The 18,472-nt window shown below is 52.8% G+C and carries 18 protein-coding genes, 1 pseudogene and 1 other annotated feature; of the genes and pseudogenes, 6 read left to right on the forward strand and 13 right to left on the reverse strand.

All coding sequences use genetic code 11. From position 1 onward, the window contains the following. Window positions 1-2 precede the first annotated feature (2 nt). The 5 genes from thrB to yjjY all read right to left on the reverse strand — a co-directional run bounded on the left by thrB (window position 3) and on the right by yjjY (window position 4,979). Window positions 3-932: a homoserine kinase gene (gene thrB, locus AAEY27_RS18580; RefSeq protein ID WP_342322283.1), complete on the reverse strand. Its 930-nt coding sequence runs from the start codon at window positions 930-932 to the stop codon at window positions 3-5. A 1-nt stretch (window position 933) separates the two neighbouring features. Then, on the reverse strand, window positions 934-3,396 hold the full coding sequence (gene thrA, locus AAEY27_RS18585) for a bifunctional aspartate kinase/homoserine dehydrogenase I (RefSeq protein ID WP_342322284.1): 2,463 nt from the start codon (window positions 3,394-3,396) through the stop codon (window positions 934-936). A 24-nt stretch (window positions 3,397-3,420) separates the two neighbouring features. Then, window positions 3,421-3,538, reverse strand: a sequence feature (Thr leader region). After that, a complete protein-coding gene (locus AAEY27_RS18590; RefSeq protein ID WP_342325635.1) occupies window positions 3,477-3,545 on the reverse strand; it encodes a thr operon leader peptide in 69 nt (22 codons plus the stop codon). Its footprint overlaps the feature before it by 62 nt. A gap of 209 nt (window positions 3,546-3,754) precedes the next feature. Beyond that, a complete protein-coding gene (locus tag AAEY27_RS18595) occupies window positions 3,755-4,441 on the reverse strand; it encodes a tRNA/rRNA methyltransferase (RefSeq protein ID WP_342322285.1) in 687 nt (228 codons plus the stop codon). 397 nt (window positions 4,442-4,838) lie between these two features. Next, entirely contained in the window at window positions 4,839-4,979 is a 141-nt protein-coding gene (yjjY, locus tag AAEY27_RS18600) for a protein YjjY (RefSeq protein ID WP_086870418.1), read from the reverse strand. 94 nt (window positions 4,980-5,073) lie between these two features. Here yjjY and arcA point away from each other — a divergent pair, with 94 nt between their 5' ends. Next, window positions 5,074-5,790 carry a two-component system response regulator ArcA gene (arcA, locus tag AAEY27_RS18605; RefSeq protein ID WP_342322286.1) on the forward strand — a complete coding sequence of 239 codons (717 nt, stop codon included), beginning with the start codon at window positions 5,074-5,076 and terminating at the stop codon, window positions 5,788-5,790. A 196-nt stretch (window positions 5,791-5,986) separates the two neighbouring features. On the opposite strand, the pseudogene AAEY27_RS18610 reads toward arcA, so the two are convergent. Continuing rightward, window positions 5,987-6,124 (reverse strand): annotated as a pseudogene (locus tag AAEY27_RS18610) (two-component system response regulator CreB); the annotation flags it as partial. Window positions 6,125-6,135: 11 nt separating this feature from the next. Next, window positions 6,136-6,609, reverse strand: coding sequence for a protein CreA (gene creA, locus AAEY27_RS18615; RefSeq protein WP_342322287.1), 474 nt, complete (start codon window positions 6,607-6,609; stop codon window positions 6,136-6,138). A gap of 218 nt (window positions 6,610-6,827) precedes the next feature. On the opposite strand from creA, the gene robA reads away from it, so the two are divergent. Further along, on the forward strand, window positions 6,828-7,700 hold the full coding sequence (gene robA / locus AAEY27_RS18620) for an MDR efflux pump AcrAB transcriptional activator RobA (protein WP_342322288.1): 873 nt from the start codon (window positions 6,828-6,830) through the stop codon (window positions 7,698-7,700). Here the strand turns inward: robA and gpmB are convergent. After that, window positions 7,697-8,344 (reverse strand): 2,3-diphosphoglycerate-dependent phosphoglycerate mutase GpmB, encoded by a 648-nt coding sequence (gene gpmB / locus AAEY27_RS18625; protein WP_342322289.1) that lies wholly within the window; start codon window positions 8,342-8,344, stop codon window positions 7,697-7,699. The genes robA and gpmB overlap by 4 nt on opposite strands. Before the next feature lie 98 nt (window positions 8,345-8,442). Here gpmB and yjjX point away from each other — a divergent pair, with 98 nt between their 5' ends. Continuing rightward, on the forward strand, window positions 8,443-8,958 hold the full coding sequence (gene yjjX, locus AAEY27_RS18630; protein ID WP_342325636.1) for an inosine/xanthosine triphosphatase: 516 nt from the start codon (window positions 8,443-8,445) through the stop codon (window positions 8,956-8,958). Here the strand turns inward: yjjX and trpR are convergent. Then, window positions 8,949-9,278: a trp operon repressor gene (trpR, locus tag AAEY27_RS18635; RefSeq protein ID WP_342322290.1), complete on the reverse strand. Its 330-nt coding sequence runs from the start codon at window positions 9,276-9,278 to the stop codon at window positions 8,949-8,951. The two genes, yjjX and trpR, sit on opposite strands and share 10 nt — an antisense overlap. A 72-nt stretch (window positions 9,279-9,350) precedes the next feature. Next, complete coding sequence (sltY, locus tag AAEY27_RS18640) at window positions 9,351-11,291, reverse strand: murein transglycosylase (protein WP_342322291.1); 1,941 nt, start codon at window positions 11,289-11,291, stop codon at window positions 9,351-9,353. Window positions 11,292-11,506: 215 nt separating this feature from the next. Here sltY and ettA point away from each other — a divergent pair, with 215 nt between their 5' ends. Further along, the gene (ettA, locus tag AAEY27_RS18645; protein WP_342322292.1) at window positions 11,507-13,174 is read left to right on the forward strand and encodes an energy-dependent translational throttle protein EttA; all 1,668 of its coding nucleotides are present in this window, start codon (window positions 11,507-11,509) and stop codon (window positions 13,172-13,174) included. A gap of 334 nt (window positions 13,175-13,508) precedes the next feature. After that, complete coding sequence (locus AAEY27_RS18650; RefSeq protein ID WP_342322293.1) at window positions 13,509-14,093, forward strand: LuxR C-terminal-related transcriptional regulator; 585 nt, start codon at window positions 13,509-13,511, stop codon at window positions 14,091-14,093. On the opposite strand, the gene nadR is transcribed toward AAEY27_RS18650, so the two are convergent. From nadR to serB, 3 genes are read right to left on the reverse strand one after another with little or no spacing between them, the layout of a single operon-like run. Continuing rightward, the gene (gene nadR / locus AAEY27_RS18655; protein WP_342322294.1) at window positions 14,052-15,278 is read right to left on the reverse strand and encodes a multifunctional transcriptional regulator/nicotinamide-nucleotide adenylyltransferase/ribosylnicotinamide kinase NadR; all 1,227 of its coding nucleotides are present in this window, start codon (window positions 15,276-15,278) and stop codon (window positions 14,052-14,054) included. The genes AAEY27_RS18650 and nadR overlap by 42 nt on opposite strands. Window positions 15,279-15,306: 28 nt before the next feature. Beyond that, entirely contained in the window at window positions 15,307-16,689 is a 1,383-nt protein-coding gene (radA, locus tag AAEY27_RS18660; RefSeq protein WP_342322295.1) for a DNA repair protein RadA, read from the reverse strand. 8 nt (window positions 16,690-16,697) lie between these two features. Next, window positions 16,698-17,669 carry a phosphoserine phosphatase gene (serB, locus tag AAEY27_RS18665; RefSeq protein WP_342322296.1) on the reverse strand — a complete coding sequence of 324 codons (972 nt, stop codon included), beginning with the start codon at window positions 17,667-17,669 and terminating at the stop codon, window positions 16,698-16,700. Window positions 17,670-17,787: 118 nt separating this feature from the next. On the opposite strand from serB, the gene AAEY27_RS18670 reads away from it, so the two are divergent. Then, window positions 17,788-18,432 carry a YtjB family periplasmic protein gene (locus tag AAEY27_RS18670; protein WP_342322297.1) on the forward strand — a complete coding sequence of 215 codons (645 nt, stop codon included), beginning with the start codon at window positions 17,788-17,790 and terminating at the stop codon, window positions 18,430-18,432. Window positions 18,433-18,472: the final 40 nt, after the last annotated feature.

An 18,472-nucleotide genomic window follows, 5' to 3' on the forward strand; every position in this document is an offset into this window, starting at 1 on the left:
GGTTATCCCACTACGCGTGCGCCCGCCGTGTCCAGCCGGCAAATATGAACGAAGCCTTCCTGATTTTGCAGATAGTGTTTGCCGAGCCAGTCGGCTACGCGCTGGGCGGTATCCGGCTTGTCGCATAACGCGAACAACGTTGGCCCGGAACCGGAGATCCCGCAAGCCAGCGCGCCAATATCAGCCACTGCCTGACGCGCTTCACCAAAGCCTGGCAGCAACTTCATGCGGTACGGTTCGGCAATCACGTCTTTCATTAGTTTTGCCGCCAGCGCGGGCTGGCGGGTATAACAGGCATGAATAAAGCCTGCCAGATGACGCCCGTGAGCAATACAGTCCTGGCGGCGATATTGCGCAGGCAGAATCGCGCGCGCCTCCGCCGTTGAGACTTTAATGCCCGGATAGGCAAGTACCCACAACCACTCATCAAAGCCTGGCACCTGCTGGCTGATAATGCCGCTTTCCTCAATCATCAGCTGCATGCCGCCCAGGAAGCACGGCGCGACATTATCGTAATGCACGCTGCCGGAAATACGCCCTTCTAGCTCGCCCATTAACGCCAGCATCCGCACATCGTCCAGCGGCTTTCCGCAGAACTCATTCATTGCTACTAGCGCCGCCACAACGGAGCAGGCGCTGGAACCGAGGCCGGAGCCAATCGGCATGTTTTTTTCTAACGTCATCGCGACCGGAACCTGCTTGCCAATCTCCTGGCAGAATAGCTCCCAGCATTGATAAACGATATTCTCCCGCGGCTCGCTCGGTAATTTACTGGCGAAACGGCCAATATTGTTCAGGCTAAATTGCTCTGCGGCTTCCACAGAAACATTGTCACCCAGCAACGTGCCATCAACCGGCGTTACCGCCGCACCAAGCACATCAAATCCTACGCTCATATTGGCGCTTGAAGCCGGAGCATACACCTTGACCATCTTAGACTCCCAACTTCCAGGACAGGGTACGCAGCAGGTCAGCAAACACCCCCGCCGCCGTCACATCGTTACCCGCGCCGTAACCGCGCAACACCAGCGGCAGCGGCTGGTAATAATGGCTGTAGAACGCCAATGCGTTCTCGCCGTTTTTCACTTTAAACAACGGATCGTTGCCGTCAACCGCCGCGATCTTCACGCGACAAGTGCCATCTTCTTCGATATTGCCAACATAGCGCAGCACTTTGCCTTCGTCACGGGCTTGCGCCACGCGGCTGGCAAATTCATCGTCCAACGATGGCAGACGCGCCATAAAGCTGTCGACATCGCCGGAATCATCAAAGGTCGCAGGCAATACAGGCTCAATCACGATATCGGAAAGCTCCAGCTCACGGCCGGTTTCACGGGCCAGGATCAGCAACTTACGCGCCACATCCATGCCGGAGAGATCGTCTCGCGGATCCGGTTCGGTGTAACCCAGCTCGCGTGCAACGTTGGTGGCTTCCGACAGGCTCATGCCCTCGTCCAGTTTGCCGAAGATAAACGACAATGAACCGGAAAGGATCCCGGAGAAACGCTGCAACTCATCCCCGGCGTTAAGCAGGTTTTGCAGGTTCTCGATCACTGGCAAACCCGCACCAACGTTGGTGTCATACAGAAACTTGCGGCGGGATTTTTCCGCTGCGCGACGCAGCTGATGGTAGTAATCCATCGACGAGGTGTTGGCTTTTTTGTTCGGCGTGACGACGTGGAAACCCTCGCGCAGGAAATCGGCGTACTGATCGGCAACCGCCTGATTGGATGTACAATCGACGATCACCGGGTTCAGCAAGTGATACTCCTTCACCAGGCGAATCAGGCGCCCCAGATTGAACGGCTCCTTCGCGTTGGCCATTTCGGCACGCCAGTTATCCAGATTCAGGCCATGGACATTGGTCAACAGCGCTTTGGAATTCGCCACGCCGCAGACGCGCAGATCGATATGCTTGTTTTTCAGCCACGCTTGCTGACGCTTAAGCTGCTCCAACAACGCGCCGCCAACGCCGCCGATGCCAATAACAAACACTTCAATGACTTGATCGGTGTTGAACAACATCTGATGCGTTACGCGTACGCCAGTGGTGGCGTCGTCGTTGCTCACCACCACCGAAATTGAACGCTCGGAAGAGCCCTGGGCAATCGCCACGATATTGATATTGGCGCGGGCCAGCGCAGCAAAGAATTTCGCCGAGATGCCGCGCAGCGTACGCATACCGTCGCCCACCACGGAAATGATCGCCAGATGTTCCATAACGGCCAGCGGTTCCAGCAAACCCTCTTTCAATTCGAGATAAAACTCATCGTTCATGGCGCGCTGTGCGCGGGCGCAGTCGGACTGCGGCACACAGAAACTGATGCTGTACTCCGAAGACGATTGGGTGATCAACACCACGGAGATCCCGGAGCGGGACATCGCGGCGAAAACGCGCGCCGCCATGCCGATCATGCCTTTCATCCCCGGCCCGGAGACGCTAAACATCGCCATGTTATTCAGGTTGGAAATGCCTTTAACCGGAAGGCCGTCTTCATCGGACGTCGCGCCAATCAGCGTGCCTGGTGCTTGCGGGTTTCCGGTGTTTTTAATCAGGCAAGGGATTTGGAACTGGGCAATGGGGGTGATGGTGCGAGGGTGAAGAACTTTAGCGCCGAAGTAGGAAAGCTCCATGGCTTCCTGATACGACATCGACTTCAGCAGCCTGGCGTCTGGAACCTGGCGCGGGTCGCAGGTATAAACACCGTCGACATCAGTCCAGATCTCACAGCAATCGGCACGTAAACAGGCGGCAAGAACGGCAGCGGAATAGTCGGAACCGTTACGCCCGAGCACGACCAATTCCCCCTTCTCGTTACCGGCAGTGAAACCGGCCATCAACACCATATGATCTTGCGGGATACGGCTGGCATCAATGCGACGCGTGGATTCTGCGATATCAACCGTTGATTCCAGATAGTGGCCGACTGCGAGTAATTTTTCGACCGGATCGATAACCGTCACTTTATGACCACGCGCTTCCAACAGCCCGGCCATGATGGCGATGGAGAGTTTTTCACCGCGGCAGATAAGCGCGGCGTTGATGCTGTCCGGGCACTGGCCAAGCAGACTGATGCCATGCAGAACGTGTTTGATCTGAGCGAATTCAAGTTCAACGAAGTTTTTTAACTGGGCGAGTGGAAAACCAAGCTGTGCGTCCGCCAGGCCTTGCAGAAGCTCAGAGAAAATATGTTCGGCATCGCTAATATTCGGTACTGCATCCTGGCCGCCGATCGTTTTTTCGATCATCGCGACCAGGTGATTGGTGATTTTCGCCGGGGCAGAGAGCACAGTCGCGACCTGCCCCTGCCTGGCATTGCTTTCCAGGATGTCGGCAACGCGCAGAAAACGTTCCGCATTTGCCACTGATGTACCGCCGAACTTCAACACTCGCATGGTTTTACCCCTTGATCTTTGGTCGAAAAAAAAGCCCGCACTGTTCAGGTGCGGGCTTTTTTCTGTGTTTCCTGTACGCGTCAGCCCGCACCGTTACCTGTGGTAATGGTGATGGTTGTAATCGTGGTAATGGTGCCGATGCGTGTCATGGATGTTGTGTGCTCTGTATTATTATCTGTCTGTGCTGTATGCCTATATTGGTTAAAGTATCTGCCTGCTTAAGTCAATTTATTTTTGATTTCTGCTCTTTTTGTTGAATCGTCGCCTGAACTGAAACCAGTCTGCCAGACAACCATTAGAGCCATTAATATTGCTAATCGCAGCATCATTAACTATAAGCAAGTCATATTGCGGTAACTTACTCGATAAGCTTTTTTTCGATGTCGTGGAGTAAACGATGCAACATTGCGGTGTCGCGCTGCTCAAGTAAGCCAAGCCGCTGATCTAACCAGTCAGCCATTTTGATATCATCCGCCACGCCCAATTTTTCCAATAACTCACGTGCACGCAAGCGCAACGCCCGCAGCTGATTGTCGTCGACCGGCGCTACTTCTTTGGGAGCATTTTGCATTAAAGATGCTAATTGGTAGCAAAAAACCATTACCGCCTGGCCCAGGTTAAGCGAAGGATAATCCGCCGCCATCGGCACACCGGTTAATACGTCCGCCAGCGCCAACTCTTCGTTGGTCAGCCCGGAATCTTCACGCCCAAAAACCAGCGCCGCACCGCTAAGCCATGCGCTTTTCTCTTGTAATAGCGGCACTAATTGCGCTGGAGTGGCGTAATAATGGAATTTCGCCCGGCTGCGCGCGGTTGTAGCAATGGTGAAAGGAATATCTGCGAGTGCGTCGGCAAGTGTTGAATAAGTTTTAGCATTATCAAGGATATCGCCGGAGCCGTGCGCAACACGCCGCGCAGCTTCTTGCAAATGTGCCTCACTATCCACGATGCGCAGGTCGTGAAACCCCATGGTTTTCATTGCCCGGGCAGCCGCGCCGACATTTTCCGCTCTCGCGGGGGAAACAAGTACTACAGCCAGTTGCATCTTAATCTTCTCTTTTTACTGATTCGCGTAAAATGTGACTTATATCAACATACTACGCGGAGCGAATTTACAATTGTGTAACACCAGTCACTGATTTTACCCGCGTCTAAGCTTAAAAAAAGCTAAACTGTTTATCAGTAATATTACCTGCTAAGATGTTAACAGAAGGCGCTTATCCCTCTGTTTATCCTTGGCATTTTAATACAGAATTTTGCAGTTGTGTTGGATTCAGGCTATTTATCAATTAATATGCGCAACTAGTTGGTTTATTGAAAAATTGTAAGAAAAGCTAGCAGCTGGCTATCAGGATTTCGCTAAACTGTTAACGTGCTACAATTGAACTTGATATATGTCAACGAAGCGTAGTTTTATTGAGTGTCAATTACGTCTTGGCCTGTTATGTTGCTGTTAAAATGGTTAGGATGACAGCCGTTTTTGACACTGTCGGGTTCAGAGGGAAAGTGCCCACGACCAAGCTAATGATGTTGTTGACGTTGATGGAAAGTGCATCAAGAACGCAATTACGTACTTTAGTCATGTTATGCCGTCATGTTAATTTTCGACATGTACCAGGCTGGTCAGGGACTTTTGTACTTCCTGTTTCGATTTAGTTGGCAATTTAGGTAGCAAACATGCAGACCCCGCACATTCTTATTGTTGAAGACGAGTTGGTAACACGCAACACGTTAAAAAGCATTTTCGAAGCAGAAGGCTACGATGTCTTTGAAGCGACTGATGGCGCTGAAATGCATCAGATCCTTTCTGAAAACGATGTCAACCTGGTGATCATGGATATCAACCTGCCGGGTAAAAACGGTCTTTTACTGGCGCGTGAATTGCGTGAGCAGGCGAATGTCGCTCTGATGTTCCTGACAGGCCGTGATAATGAAGTCGATAAGATTTTGGGCCTCGAAATTGGCGCTGATGACTATATCACCAAACCGTTTAACCCACGCGAATTGACTATCCGTGCACGTAACCTCCTGTCTCGTACCATGAATCTGGGTACCATCAGCGAAGAGCGTCGCAGCGTTGATAGCTATAAGTTCAATGGTTGGGAACTGGATATTAATAGTCGTTCGCTGATTAGCCCGAACGGCGAGCAGTATAAACTGCCGCGCAGTGAATTCCGCGCTATGCTGCATTTCTGCGAAAATCCGGGCAAAATTCAATCGCGTGCTGAGCTGTTGAAAAAAATGACCGGTCGCGAGCTGAAACCGCACGACCGTACTGTGGACGTGACCATCCGCCGTATTCGTAAGCATTTCGAGTCCACTCCGGATACCCCGGAAATTATCGCCACCATTCACGGTGAAGGTTACCGTTTCTGCGGCGATCTGCAGGAATAAGCGAATCCAAACGAAAAAGCGGCGCAATGCGCCGCTTTTTTATTCTCTTTTTATTTCAGAGACGTAACTCATCTTCCGTTTCAGGCGCTGACGTCGCCATTTTTTTCCTGCCGCCGAGATGCATACCAGTCAAACTTACGCACCAAGCAACCTTGCTGTATCTGGCAAGACGTCATCGACCCATATGATCATCCGCTCGCTGCACCGCAGCGTCAAGAACCGGCAACCCTCGCTCAAACGCCGTAACCGTGAACTCATCTTGTTGCAACATGTAAATCAATGTTTCGGCGATACTGACTTCCTCTTTCACCGGCCAAATCAGCAGTTGCGGCATAGACATTCTGTTTACTTACTCCATGGCATGATCGGCACCGCGCTCAAGGCGTTTTTCGGCGAACCTTCAACCACTTTATCGGAATAAGCTAAATAGGCCAGGGTGTTACGTTTCGCATCGTAGAAGCGCACCACTTGTAATTTCTTAAACACCAGAGAGGTGCGCTTCTGAAATACGACATCGCCCTGGGCTTTGCCATTTCTGACCTTGTCGCTCAGCTCGACCGGCCCGACCTGCTGGCAGGAGATCGCCGCGTCAGAGGTATCTTCTGCTAACCCCAGCCCGCCTTTGATGCCACCGGTTTTAGCCCGGCTGATGTAACAAGTAACATTCTTCACATCGGGATCATCGAAAGCCTCCACGACGATTTTGTGATCCGGGCCAAAAATTTTGAATACGGTATCCACCGAGCCGATCTGTTCCGCCTGTGCAGAACTGAATACTGCCAAAACCAACGCCGAGAGTATTAACTTTGTGTATTTCATATTGTTACCATTTTTAAATATAACGTGATGCAACTATTCAGTTTCCGAATGAGAAAATGTTTGCAGATCACCGATTTACAAAATTTATGATGAAAATCAGGCACAATGCGAACTTGTGCACAAAAAAAACACTGAATGCTAAAGCCTTAAAAACCCGCTATCATCCCTCTCCTGGTATCTGGCGGTCATTACTGCCGTGTTAAGGAAGAGGATATTGTATGGATCAGGCTGGGATCATTCGCGACTTACTTGCCTGGCTGGAAGGCCATCTTGATCAGCCATTGTCTTTAGATAATGTGGCGGCAAAAGCGGGCTATTCCAAGTGGCATCTGCAAAGGATGTTCAAGGACGTTACAGGTCACGCTATCGGTGCTTATATTCGCGCCCGTCGTCTGTCTAAATCCGCCGTTGCGCTGCGTCTCACCGCTCGCCCTATTCTCGATATCGCCCTTCAGTATCGCTTCGATTCGCAGCAGACATTCACTCGCGCATTTAAAAAACAGTTTGCGGTTACGCCGGCGCTTTATCGTCGCTCGCCGGACTGGAGTTCTTTTGGCATTCGCCCGCCAATGCGACTCGGCGAGTTCGCCATGCCGAAGCATGAGTTTGTCACGCTGCCGACGATGCATCTTATCGGTACCACGCAAAGCTACACCTGCGCATTGGAAGAGATTTCCGATTTCCGCAATCAGATGCGTATTCAGTTCTGGCGTGAGTTTTTAAGCAATGCGCCGACTATCCCGGAAGAGATGTACGGCCTGCATGAGCCGCGTCCGAGCCTTGAAAAAGATGACGAACAGGAAGTGTTTTACACCACCGCGCTGACGCCAGAACTGGCGAACGGGTATTTGAGCAGCGCACAGCCGGTGCTGCTGGAAGGTGGAGATTTTGTTGCGTTTTCTTACGAGGGCAGCCCGGACGGCTTGCAGGATTTTATCCTGACCGTTTATGGCACCTGCATGCCAATGCTCGAACTCACGCGCCGCAAAGGCCAGGACATTGAGCACTTTTACCCGCAGCGTAACGATATCAACGACCGCGAACCGCCGTTGCATATCCGCTGCGAGTATCTGGTTCCGCTTCGCCGTTAACGCTGCAACTCATCCAACGCGGGAGCGTCAAGATGCGAGACGTCTCCTGCGGTTTCCACTACCCAGCCGGAAGCTAGCCACGGGCTGTGCTGGTAATCAATACGAGAAATGGAACAGTTGCGCAGGCGCAAGCGGCGTTCTGCATAAGCGGGAAGACCAAGGATAGTGCTCACCAGGCAGCCCAGCGCCATACCATGGCTAACCAACAGCGGGCGGCTGCCTTCCGGCAATTGCAGGCAAGCTGCCAGCGCCGCGTGCATCCGGTCGCTTAACTCCTGCATTGATTCGCCATCAGGAATGCGACCATCGTCGGTGCCATTCACCAACTGGCGGCGCCAGCCCTCTTCTTCTTCGGTCAGAGAATCGATATGACGGCGCTCAAGCACGCCCATGTCCAGCTCGCGCAGTCGCGGTTCAAACACAATGTCGCAACCACAAACATCAGCGATGATTTCAGCGGTCCGGCGGGTACGACCAAGGTCACTGGAGATGATATGGGTAATGCCCAGCGCTTTCGCGCGTTCAGCAACCTGCCAGGCCTGCTTTTCCCCTTTGTCGGTTAACGGACTGTCTGACTGGCCTTGAATACGACGCTCGGCGTTCCACTGCGTTTCACCGTGGCGAACAAGGTATACCTGTAACATGCTTTTTTATCCATTATACTGCGATGAATTTATTTTCTGAGGAAGGTCATTGTCCGGGATAGAAAACGCGTCTCATGTCGGACATGCCGTTATTAATTATGCACCATGTTGTCTCAGCTACCACAAATCCCGCCAAAATTCGGGCGATTCTGCACGCTTTTAACCAGATTTTCGGCGAAGGATCCTGCCATATCGAAGCTATAGCCGTCGAGAGTGGCGTGCCGGAACAGCCGTTTGGCAGTGCGGAAACGCGGGCTGGCGCACGAAATCGCGTTACCAATGCACGTAAAGAAAGGCCTGAAGCTGACTTCTGGGTTGCCATTGAAGCAGGTATTGATGAAGGCAGCACATTTAGCTGGGTGGTTATTGAGAATAATCACCAGAAAGGCGAAGCCCGTTCGGCAACGCTGCCGCTACCGGAGGTCATTTTGCAGAAAGTCCGCGCCGGGGAAGCGCTCGGGCCGGTGATGTCACGCTATACCGGCATTGACGAGATCGGTCGCAAAGAAGGGGCGATTGGCGTCTTCACCGCGGGCAAACTGACCCGCGAAAGCGTTTACCACCAGGCAGTGGTGCTGGCGCTCAGCCCCTTCCATAACGCCATTTATCGCTGATCGTTCAGTAACGTTTGTTCCAGCCATAAGCGCAAATCCGCCGGCGCGGCTTTCAGGCTGTTCGATCCTCGCGTGATGGTGGCGATGCCAGCACCGAGCTCATTTTTAAGCTCGCGCTGGCTCATTTCACCACGCAGAAGCTCTTCAATAATCCGCACGCGCGTACCCAACGCTTCACGTTCATCCGGCGTAAGCATCAGGTTAAGTAATGGGATATGCAGATCCTTTTCGTAAGATTGCCGAACCAGCTCAACAAAACGTTGCCACTCCTGTTCACGCTGTTCGGCCATCGCCGCTGAATAAGGGGATTGCTGAGTCATAGTTTTCCGCCTGTGGGTTGCTGATGCTGCGTACTCGCGAAAGAGTACGCAGCATAGCATAAACCACACAAATCAGTAACGGCGCTGCCATTCAGCATCGTTAAGCACCACCGGTTTTTCACCGTCCAGGAAGAAACGGTAGTAGGCATCATAGGCCAGAACGTTTTTCACATAGCTGCGTGTTTCCGAGAAGGGAATGCTCTCGATAAACGCCACTGCGTCCAACTTCCCACCACTGTTATTCAGCCAGGTACGTACCCTTCCCGGCCCGGCGTTATACGCCGCCGACGAGAAAATACGGTTATTGCCGAACTGCTGATAGACATACTGCAAATAGCTGGTGCCGATAGTGATGTTCGTTTCAGGGTCGAAAAGCTGGCTGGAGCTGCTGTAACCCGGAATGTTGAACATCTTCACCGTATGCGCGGCGGTCGCCGGCATAAGTTGCATCAGGCCGCTTGCCCCCACCGGCGAACGCGCCGTTGGGTTCCACGCGCTTTCCTGGCGGGAGATGGCCATCGCATAGCTCTGGGTTATATCTTTCCCGCTGGTATAACGCGCATAAAGATCTTGATAAGCCAGCGGGAAACGCTCTTCCAGTTGGTCCCACAGCTTACCGGCAATGGTGGCTTGCACACTCAAATCCCACCAGTGTTGGTCAAAGGCATAACGCGCCAGTTGCGCTTGCTGTTGTTGGCTGCGGCTGGTCACCAGATTCGCCCACTCACTGCGCGCGGTGTTATCCAGCTTCCAGTACATCAATTCCCGCACACGGGCCATTTCGGTACCCTGAATCAGCGTCGGATCGACGCTGCCGGAGGCTTTATCAATTTTCAATTGATAGTTTTCGCCCAGCCGCTGAGCAGCGGCCATCGGGTAAAAACCGCGCTGCTGCATCAGGGCGTGCAGGATCTCTTTCGCTTCGTTTTCACGCCCACGCTCCAGCAGTAAATCCGCCTGCCAGTAGCGCCACTCATCTTTATCTTTCGCGTCCATCGGTAAACGGGAAAGCCAGGTATTCAAACCACGACGATCGCCGGTGCCTAGTGCCATACGCACTCGCCGCTCCAACAGCGAAACAGATTGCGAACGCATAATGGCGTCATCTCGCCAGCGCGCTTGTTCGCTGGTGACGTCATTACCCATCAAACGCCACGCGACAATATCGCGCAGGATCTGAGTTTGATCCTCATTGAGCTTTTGCGCCTGCGCCAACGAGGGGATCATCAAGCGAGCATTTTCCACATCCTCACGCGCCACGCTTGCAAAGGCTTCTGCCGCCATCTGGCGGGTAAAGTCCGTCGCACCCGTGGTAGTGGCGAAGGTCATCACGCTCATCGGATTGTTGGCAAGAGTAATAATCGCCGCCGAAATGGTCTGATAATCTGCCGGCATTTGCCCGGCCAACAGCGTCACCAGCCGGGTGTTACCCGCTTTCATCGCAAGGCGAATACGTTCGAGAAACGCCAGCGGATCTTGCCTACCTGACGCGCGCCAGGCACCAAACAATTGATCGCACGCGTTCGGCTGGCTTTTGCCGCTCAACCACAGATCTTTTGCGCCAGCCCAGGCTTCATCAGCCTGCCCAGTGTTCCATTTCGCAAAATAGTAATTGCACTGCGCTTCGGTGGTACCGGGTTTATCCGGGCTAAACGCCAGCAGGCCGCGCCAGTCCTGACGACGCGCCAGTTCGTTCACAAAGCGGGATTTCAGCGTACGCGCCGCAGGCAGCGTCGGATATTGCTGCACAAAATTCGTAACGGTAATCGCGGGTTGGTTCGTTAGATCGTCAATTATCTGACGATATTGCAGGTACGGGTAAAGTGGATAGTCTTGTAGCGTCGGCAGCAATTGCTGCACCACGTCCATCTGCTTATTGTCCCAGGCACTTTTGATTTGCGCGTAGCGGTTACGTTGTTCATCCAGTGAATCTGCTCGCGCCGCATTGCTGAGGGACAGCAAACAAACGCAGGCCGCCGTCAACCGCCAGGCGGCATGTTTAGCTCTCTGCACAGCTCTTTCCTCTTAGTCTTCCACATTATCTTCAGCATCATGCCGCATAATCAGTTAATGCTAACCGGGCATCCCTTAACGCGCCACGTTGCACACACTTTTTTACCTTTCTGGCGCCATTTAACACAGTGAACGCGGCTAGCTGGGATTAAACAGCGAAAACGGCTACACTCCGCTGTTAAATACAACGCTCAAACAAAGAGGCGAAGTCCAACGTGGCTCAATTCGTATATACCATGCACCGTGTCGGCAAAGTTGTCCCGCCGAAACGTCATATTCTGAAAAATATCTCGCTTAGCTTCTTCCCTGGCGCAAAAATCGGCGTACTGGGCCTTAACGGTGCCGGTAAGTCCACCCTGCTGCGCATTATGGCTGGCATCGATACTGACATCGAAGGCGAAGCGCGCGCGCAACCGGGTATCAAGATCGGTTACCTGCCGCAGGAACCGCAGTTGAACCCGGAACACACAGTACGCGAGTCCGTTGAAGAAGCCCTTTCCGAAGTGGTTAACGCGCTGAAACGTCTGGACGAAGTGTACGCGCTGTATGCCGATCCCGACGCCGATTTCGACAAACTCGCCGCAGAACAAGGCAAGCTGGAAGAGATTATCCAGGCGCACGACGGCCATAACCTGAACGTGCAGCTTGAACGCGCGGCCGATGCGCTGCGCCTGCCGGATTGGGACGCGAAAATCGCCAATCTTTCCGGGGGTGAACGCCGCCGTGTCGCGCTGTGCCGTCTGCTGCTGGAAAAGCCAGACATGCTGCTGCTCGACGAACCCACCAACCACCTGGACGCCGAATCTGTCGCCTGGCTGGAACGCTTCCTGCACGACTTCGAAGGCACCGTTGTGGCGATTACCCACGACCGTTACTTCCTTGATAACGTTGCGGGCTGGATCCTTGAGCTGGACCGTGGCGAAGGCATTCCGTGGGAAGGCAACTACTCTTCCTGGCTGGAGCAAAAAGATCAGCGTCTGGCGCAAGAAGCCTCTCAGGAAGCGGCTCGCCGTAAATCCATTGAGAAAGAACTGGAGTGGGTTCGCCAGGGTGCAAAAGGCCGCCAGTCCAAAGGTAAAGCGCGTCTGGCACGCTTTGAAGAACTCAACAGCACCGAATACCAGAAACGTAACGAAACCAACGAACTGTTTATTCCACCAGGACCGCGTCTGGGCGACAAAGTGGTGGAAGTCAGCAACCTCAGCAAGTCCTACGGCGATCGCCAACTGATTGACAATCTCTCCTTCTCAGTACCGAAAGGGGCGATTGTCGGCATCATCGGCCCGAACGGCGCGGGTAAATCGACGCTGTTCCGTATGATGTCAGGCCAGGAGCAGCCAAACGGCGGCACCATCACCCTTGGCGATACCGTCAAACTGGCCTCGGTTGATCAGTTCCGCGACGCGATGGACAACAGCAAAACCGTGTGGGAAGAAGTGTCCGGCGGGCTGGATATCATGCGTATCGGCAACACCGAAATGCCAAGCCGCGCTTATGTTGGCCGCTTCAACTTTAAAGGTACCGATCAGGGCAAACGCGTCGGCGAATTGTCCGGTGGTGAGCGTGGTCGTTTGCATCTGGCGAAGCTATTGCAGGTAGGCGGCAATATGCTGCTGCTCGATGAACCGACCAACGACCTGGATATCGAAACCCTGCGCGCGCTGGAAAACGCCCTGCTCGAATTCCCGGGCTGCGCAATGGTTATCTCGCATGACCGCTGGTTCCTTGACCGTATCGCCACCCATATTCTGGACTACCAGGATGAAGGGAAAGTGGAGTTCTTCGAAGGCAACTTCACCGAATACGAAGAGTACAAAAAACGCACGCTGGGCGCGGAAGCGCTGGAGCCGAAGCGTATTAAGTACAAACGTATCGCCAAGTAAGCGCTACACAAGCGAATGGGGAAACCCATTCGCTTTTCCCCGCTCATTCACCACAAACCCTCAGTGAAATCCTCTACTGCTTACACCTAAAAAAGTGTTTTTGTTTTTATGCTATCTGCAATGGATATTCGGCAATCAACATATTCGCCATAGAAATACTCTAAAAACAAATTACCTTACAAACACAAACCTACAGAATTAATCACTGAATAAATAATTATTTTAGTTTGTCCGTTTTAGCCTTTATAAAATAAACCCTATATTGAATAACGCTAAGTGCAAACGTTAGTATTACGCCTCCCTGAGCGAACGAAATAATCAATGGATCGATACAATGCATATCATCACGGAGGACCTATTCCTGAAATATGGGTTGCAAACACTGATTGAACAGAAAGTCATTAAGATGGACGACAATGACGTTATTTTTGATTTCGATAATAACGTTATTATTGTTACGACCTTAATGATATTAAAAGAGATATTAATTTGCGAAACACCATTCGAGCGCTTTTTATTACAGCCTTTCTTTAAAATAACAAAAGACGTTACTTTGACTGAGCTGAAACTTAGACTGAAATATAAAGCCTGGCGTCATCGAAAAGCAGAAAAACACATATCACCACTGACCAGAAAAGAGCGAGCCCTGCTGACCTATGTGATTAATGCGTGCTCTCAGGAAGGTATATTTAGCCGCGGCGAACTGGACAGTAAAACCTTAAGTACCCACAAATATAATATGCTGAGAAAAATGAATCTTCGGTCAATTGCGGCACTCACGCAGGTTCATCATCGCTGGGAAAGTTTCCGCCAGCAGCCCGCGACCGATGTATTTTGGCCGGACAGCGCTTACACATATCCGGCCAGAGAATCCGGCCTACGGCCCCACCAGCTGTTTCACCAGCTCAACACACTGTAAAAAGCGCGAGTCATAATCCGCTTCTTCAACACGGACATACTCAATATTATTTTCTTGCAGCATCGACACCAATAAATCCTGGAACTCTTTGCGGTCGACCGAACTACCAAGGCTTCTTAAGCCGTCATTGATCCACGGCGTATTATTTTCCAGCAGGATAACCAGGTCGAAACGATATTCATCAATCAACGCCTGAACAAAGGGATGTTCGCGCCCTTCATATTTTTTACAGAAAGCTTGTGTGGTCACAAAATCCGTATCGATAAAGGCCACTTTATTGGCGTACTTCACCGCAAAATCAATATATTGCGCATGCCCAAGGGCAATTTTATCGTAATCAGAATATTGCAGCGCAATTTCATCGCCACCGAGATGAGAAAAAACATAATCCCGGCCATATTCCCATGCGCTGGTGGTATTAAATATATTGGCGAGCTTATTCACCAATGTTGATTTACCGCTGGATTCGCCACCGAGAACCGCCACCGTTCGCACAAAAAACGGTTTCACTTCAGTAGGAATATATTCCCAGTAGCGGAACGGGTTAGCGCGAATTTGCGAACCGCTAATATTCATAAACGTCCGTTCCGGATCCACCAGCACCGCTTCAATACCGAGATGCTGCAAATACTGCGGCGCATCAGCCTCTTCGGAGGTGTAAATCCAGTTTGGCGTAATGCCCTTTTCGGTCATAAACGCCTCGATGCCTTTACTCCAGACATCCCAACCGTGCGGATACGGCTCCATGCCCTCTTCATTAAAAGCATGAATTCGAATATTTTTTTGATATTTGAACGTCTGTAACAGCCAGCGCAGGCGATCGCTCACCGTTGGCTGCTGCGACATCGCGCTGTCTTCAAACAGCTCGCGGTCGCGCGTCTCATCGTAACCGAGGATGATATGCAACTCATCCACTTGGCTACAGGCGCGCTGAATCAGATAAATATGGCCGGTATGCAGCGGGTAAAACTTGCCGAATACCACGCCAATATTTTTCTGCCGACGGGGAAATTCAAGGTCAAGGAAGCGGTGCAGCGCCTCCAGCTTTTGCGCGCTGGGGCTTTTGATTTTGGCATTCAACAGTTGGCTTAGATAGCCCTTGGTCATGCCGCTGGCATCGGCAACCTGCTGTAACGTGCAGCCTTTCTGGCGAATGGCGGTTTTTAAGTAGTCAAATGACGACATGCTGCCTCCTGCAAAAAACATAAGCCAATTATAAGTCGTCAAAGACGTTTAGCGCATCCGTGAGCTTCTTCACGCCATAAATTTGCATCCCTTCCGGCGCTTTCTTCGGCACATTCGCCGCCGGAACGATGGCACGGCGAAAACCGTGTTTGGCGGCTTCAGAAATACGTTCCTGACCACTCGGTACCGGGCGGATTTCCCCCGCCAGTCCAACTTCGCCGAAGACCACTAAATCCTGCGGCAACGGGCGATCGCGCAGGCTGGAGACCATCGCCAGCAACAGCGCGAGATCCGCACTGGTTTCCGTCACTTTGACGCCGCCCACCACATTGACGAACACGTCCTGATCCGCCATCTGCAAGCCGCCGTGACGATGCAGCACCGCCAGCAAAATCGCCAGACGGTTTTGCTCCAGCCCCACCGCCACGCGACGCGGGTTCGACATCATGGAGTGATCCACCAGCGCCTGAATCTCAACCAGCAGCGGGCGCGTCCCTTCCCACACCACCATCACAGAACTGCCGGAAGTGACTTCATCGCCGCGGCTGAGGAAAATCGCCGACGGGTTGCTGACTTCACGCAAACCTTGTTCGGTCATGGCGAATACGCCAAGTTCGTTGACCGCACCGAAACGGTTTTTGTGGCTGCGCAAGGTACGAAAACGGGAATCGGCATCGCCGTCGAGCAGCACCGAACAGTCAATGCAGTGCTCCAGCACTTTTGGCCCCGCCAGCGAACCGTCTTTGGTGACATGACCCACCATCACAATCGCCACGCCGCGCGTTTTCGCAAAACGTGTGAGATAAGCTGCCGTTTCGCGCACCTGTGCGACACTACCGGGCGAGGATTGGATGTCAGCCATATGCATCACCTGGATCGAGTCGATCACCATCAGCTTCGGCTGCTCTTCTTCCGCGATCATGCAGATTTGCTCAATGCTGGTTTCCGACAGCATGTTCAGATTGGCGGTCGGCAACCCTAAGCGGTGCGCGCGCATAGCGACCTGCTGCAACGACTCTTCACCGGTGACATACAGGGTTTTCATCTGTTCCGCGAGTTTGCACAGGGTTTGCAGCAGCAGCGTGGATTTACCCGCGCCAGGGTTACCGCCGATCAGAATAGCGCTGCCCGGCACAACACCGCCGCCGAGCACGCGATCAAACTCTTTGAAACCGGTGGAAAAGCGCGGCAGCGCCTCAAGGCTGATATCGGAAAGTTTTTGCACTTTCGATACGCCCGCGCTACCGGCGTAACCGGCGAGGCGCTCATTACGCGCCACGGTGGGCGAAGCGGCAACGCGCACTTCGGTAATGGTGTTCCAGGCATGACAGGCGCTGCATTGCCCCTGCCAGCGTGGATAATCAGCGCCGCACTCATTACAGACAAACGCACGTTTCGGAGCTTTCGCCACAATCACCTCTACTTCTTATTCAAACTGCCGGAAAGGATACAAAATACGCCCATCAGATCGGCGTGGCGAATCGTCACTTCCGCTTTCTCATTCACCGTCGGTTTAGCGTGGTAAGCAATGCCCAGCCCAGCGGCTTTGATCATCGGTAAATCGTTCGCGCCATCGCCAATCGCCACGGTTTGATCCGCAGGAATCTCATACTTCTCTGCCAGTTGCTTGAGCGTATTGGCTTTGAATTGCGCATCGACGATATCGCCCAGCACCTGGCCGGTGAATTTACCGTCCATGATTTCCAGTTCATTGGCGACTGCGGCCGTCAGATGCAGTTTGTCGCGCAGGTAGTCAGCAAAGAAAGTGAAGCCGCCCGAGGCGATAGCCACTTTCCAGCCTAGCGTTTCCAGCTTCAACACCAATTGCACCAGGCCCGGCATCAGCGGCAGCTTTTCACGCACTTGCAGCAGAATATTGGCATCCGCGCCTTTCAACGTGGCAACACGGCTGCGCAGGCTAGCAGTGAAGTCCAGCTCGCCGCGCATCGCACGTTCGGTCACTTCGGCAACCATTTCGCCGGTACCGGCAAGCCTGGCAATTTCATCAATGCATTCGATTTGAATGGCGGTGGAGTCCATATCCATCACCAGCAGACCCGGCGAGCGCAAATGGGGAATTTTGCCCAGCGGCGCAACATCCATACCGTCGTCGTGAGCCAGGCGCGTGGCGAGTGGCGTCAAAGAACCGGCCAGGCGAATCACTTGATAATCATCGACGCACCAGGCCGAAACAATCACCATTGCGGCGCCCAGTTTACGCTGGTAGGTCGTCAGACGCTGTTTATCAAGGCTGCGCCCATACAGCAGCCAGCCGCTGCGACCGGCGTGATAATCCAGCGGCATGACCTCGTCACCACTTAAAGAGAGCGGCAATCCCGGCCACTGAGAAACATCGTCGGGCAGATCGCACCAGGTCAAACTGTTAGGCATTAAAGCTCCTGTAAAAACGTTCGCGCCAGAAAGCATCGGAGGGGAAAATAACGCAAGAGGCTACCTTGTAACCAGCGCTTCTGGCAACATTAAGCCTCAAATTTTCAACAGGTGGAATATGACTCGCGCAAAACTTAAATTTCGGCTGCATCGCGCCGTGATAGTCCTCATCTGCCTGGCACTGCTGGTTGCACTGATGCAGGGCGCATCCTGGTTCAGCCAGAACCATCAACGCCAGCGTAATCCGCAGTTTGAAGAGCTGGCAAGAACGCTGGCGCGCCAGGTGACGCTGAATCTCGCGCCGCTGATGCGTACCGAAACGCCGGATGAAAAACGCATCAGTGTCGTGCTGCGCCAGCTTACCGAAGAGAGCCGCATTCTTGATGCGGGCGTCTACGACGCGCAAGGCGACCTGGTGGCGCGATCCGGTGAAAGCATTGATGTCCGCGATCGCCTGGCTCTGGATGGCAAAAAAGCGGGCGGTTATTTCAATCAGCAAATCGTTGAGCCTATTCAGGGGAAAAGCGGCCCGCTGGGGTATTTACGCCTGACGCTTGATACGCACACGCTGGCGACAGAAGCCAAACAGGTGGATAACACCACCAATATTTTGCGCCTGATGTTGCTGCTGTCGCTGGCGATTGGCGTGGTGCTGACCCGAACATTGCTACAGGGCAAACGCACCCGCTGGCAGCAGTCGCCCTTCCTGCTGACCGCCAATAAATCCGTGCCGGAAGAAGAAGAACCAGAAAAGAAAGAGTAACCCGGTTTACTCCCGGTAAGATAACCGAATGTTATAGAAA

The sequence above is a fragment of the Kosakonia sp. BYX6 genome, from assembly GCF_038449125.1.
GTDB lineage: Bacteria > Pseudomonadota > Gammaproteobacteria > Enterobacterales > Enterobacteriaceae > Kosakonia > Kosakonia calanthes.